Raw genomic sequence first — 2,580 nt, forward strand, 5'->3', positions numbered from 1 at the left:
GACCCGGTCAACTCCAAGAGCCAGCAGTCCAGCGCCTGCCCGGCCGGCACGGCGACGACCGGGGTGGGCGGCTCGGCCACCGCGACCGCCGGAGCCACCATCAGCGGGTACGTGTTCGTCAACCAGGTGAGCAGCAACCTGGCCCAGGACACGGCAACCGCCGAGGCGGTGGAAGGCCTCAACCCCGGGGGCGGCGTCAGCTGGTACCTGTCCGCGTACGACATCTGCTGGGCGCCCTGACCGGAGGTGAACGGGTGGCGGGTCGGCGGCGGTCCCGATGGTCTTGAACCGCTGCCGCCTCTGCCGGGGACAGACTGATTGAGACGAGGTAAGGGGGCCGGCATGGGTCACGGCGTCGACGGGACGGCGGACAGTGGCGCCACCGGCTCCCACCCGTCCGAATTCAGTGATGCGGCGCTGGTGACCGCGATCGCTCGTGGCCGGCGGGACGCTTTCGCCGACCTGTACGTCAGGCACGCCCCCTGGCTACAGGTTCGGTTGCGGCGCCGGTGCGGCGATCCCGACGTCGTCGCCGAGGCGTTGCAGGACACGTTTCTCGCGGTGTGGCGGGGCGCGGGCCGCTGGGGTGGGCGTGGCGAGGTGCCGGCGTGGTTGTGGGGCATCGCCATCCGCCGGCTCATCGACCTGGTCGCCCGCCGGCCGGACCATGACGTGCTCACCGCGGCCACCGATCCGGTCGTCGGTTCGGCCGAGGAGCAGGTCCTGCTGGGTCTGGAGTACGGCGACGCCGCCGGCGCCCTCAACCGGCTCTCCCCGGAGCTGCAGGTCGTCGTGCGAGCCACCGTCCTGGATGGGCTGACGACCCGGGAGGCGGCCCTGCTGCTGCACATCCCGCAGGGAACGGTCAAGACCCGGATGGCCCGGGCGCGGAGTCTGCTCAGGCAGGCGTTGTCGTGAAAGGAGCGCCGCGATGACCACATGGCATGCCGACGGGGAGTTGCTTTCCGCGTACGCCGGTGGGCGCCTCGACCTCGCCCGGACCGCCTCGGTCGAGCAGCACCTGCTGGAGTGCGGCCGGTGCCGGACGGGGGTCGCCGTTGTCGCGGACCGGCAACTGCTCGACCGGGTGTGGGCGGACACCGTGGACATCCTCGACCGGCCGCCGGTATCGGTCGGCGAGCGGATCCTGACCGTGGCCGGGTTGGCACCGCAGGCGGCCCGGCTGGCGGCGAAAGCCTGCCGGGCGCTGCAGGCCTGGCTCTGGGCCTGCGCGCTGCTCGCCGTCTTCGCGTTGGCCGCGCCCCGCACCGAGGGCTGGCTGATCATCTGGTTCCTGGTGCTCGCCCCGCTGGTGCCGGTGACCGGGGTGGCGCTGGCGTACGGTCCGGACACCGACCCGATGCACGAGGTGGTCACCGCCGCGCCGTACCCCCGGTTGCGGTTGATCCTGCTGCGCAGCCTGATCGTGCTGCCGGTGACCGCCGTGCTGGTGCTGGTCACCGGCCTGACGGTGCCCGGTGGACCGCGTACGTCGGCCCTGTGGCTGCTACCCGGCCTGGCCCTGAGCGCGGTGACGCTGGCCTTGGAGGAGCGGTTCGGCGCCCTGAAGGTCGCCGGAGCACTGTCCCTGGCGTGGATTGTCTTCGCGGTCGCCGCAAAGGCCGGTACGGGATCGGTTCTGACGGCCTACGCACCCGTGGTCCAGCTCGTCTGTCTCGTCGCTGTCGCCGTCGTCGTGGGCCTCGCCGCGTACGGCCGCCGCCCCAGGAGGTCCTCATGACGGAGATCCGCCTCACCGATGTCAGCAAGACCTACGGACGGCACCGCGCCCTGGAGGGGGTCAGCCTGCGCGCAGGCCCGGGTGTGCTCGGCCTGCTCGGGCCCAACGGCGCCGGGAAGACGACCCTGCTGCGGATCATGGCAACCGTCGTCGCACCCACCACCGGCCAGGTCGGTCTGCTGGGCCACGACTGCGCGCTGCCCGCCGGTCGGACCGAGGTCCGCCGCCGGCTGGGCTATGTGCCGCAGGAGTGCGGTTTCCCGGCCGGTTTCACCGGCTTCGAGTACGTCGACTATGTCGCCATCCTCAAGGAGTGGGCCGATCGCCGGGCCCGCCACGACGAGGTACGCCGGGTGCTCTCGGTCATGGGGCTGACCGGCGTGGCTCATCGGCGGATCCGCCGGCTCTCCGGTGGCCTGCGCCGTCGCCTGGTCATCGCCCAGGCGCTGCTCGGCGACCCCCGGCTGCTGATCCTGGACGAGCCCACCGTGGGCCTGGACCCCGAGCAACGGCTGCGGTTCCGCGACACCGTCTCGGCGCTGGCCGGCGAGCGCTGTGTGGTGGTCTCCACTCATCAGACCGAGGACGTGGCGGCGTTGTGCCCCCGGGTCGTCGTCCTGCACCAGGGCGGGATGCGCTATGACGGCTCACCCAGCGGGCTGGCTGCCATGGCCGGCGGCCGGGTGTGGACCGGGCCGGACCGGGACCGGGGAGCGGTGCTCGCCTGGCGCAGCGAGACCGGCGGGTTGCGGCAGATCGGCGTACCGCCGGCGGGCGCGCAGCCGGTGGCCCCGACCTTGGAAGACGGTTACCTGCTGCTGGTCGGCGGGGCCGGGGAG

The 2,580-nt window shown here is 72.8% G+C and carries 4 protein-coding genes; all 4 read left to right on the forward strand.

The features are described from left to right. Positions 1-240: hypothetical protein (locus AB0C29_RS42965; protein ID WP_360833353.1), on the forward strand; the 240-nt coding region annotated here is incomplete at its 5' end. A gap of 102 nt (positions 241-342) precedes the next feature. After that, on the forward strand, positions 343-918 hold the full coding sequence (locus tag AB0C29_RS42970; RefSeq protein WP_360833354.1) for an RNA polymerase sigma factor: 576 nt from the start codon (positions 343-345) through the stop codon (positions 916-918). Between the two features lie 13 nt (positions 919-931). Further along, entirely contained in the window at positions 932-1,741 is an 810-nt protein-coding gene (locus tag AB0C29_RS42975) for a zf-HC2 domain-containing protein (RefSeq protein ID WP_360833356.1), read from the forward strand. After that, positions 1,738-2,580: ATP-binding cassette domain-containing protein (locus AB0C29_RS42980; RefSeq protein WP_360833358.1), on the forward strand; the 843-nt coding region annotated here is incomplete at its 3' end. The genes AB0C29_RS42975 and AB0C29_RS42980, both read left to right, overlap by 4 nt.

It is taken from the genome of Actinoplanes sp. NPDC048791 (genome assembly GCF_040650095.1).
GTDB lineage: Bacteria > Actinomycetota > Actinomycetes > Mycobacteriales > Micromonosporaceae > Actinoplanes.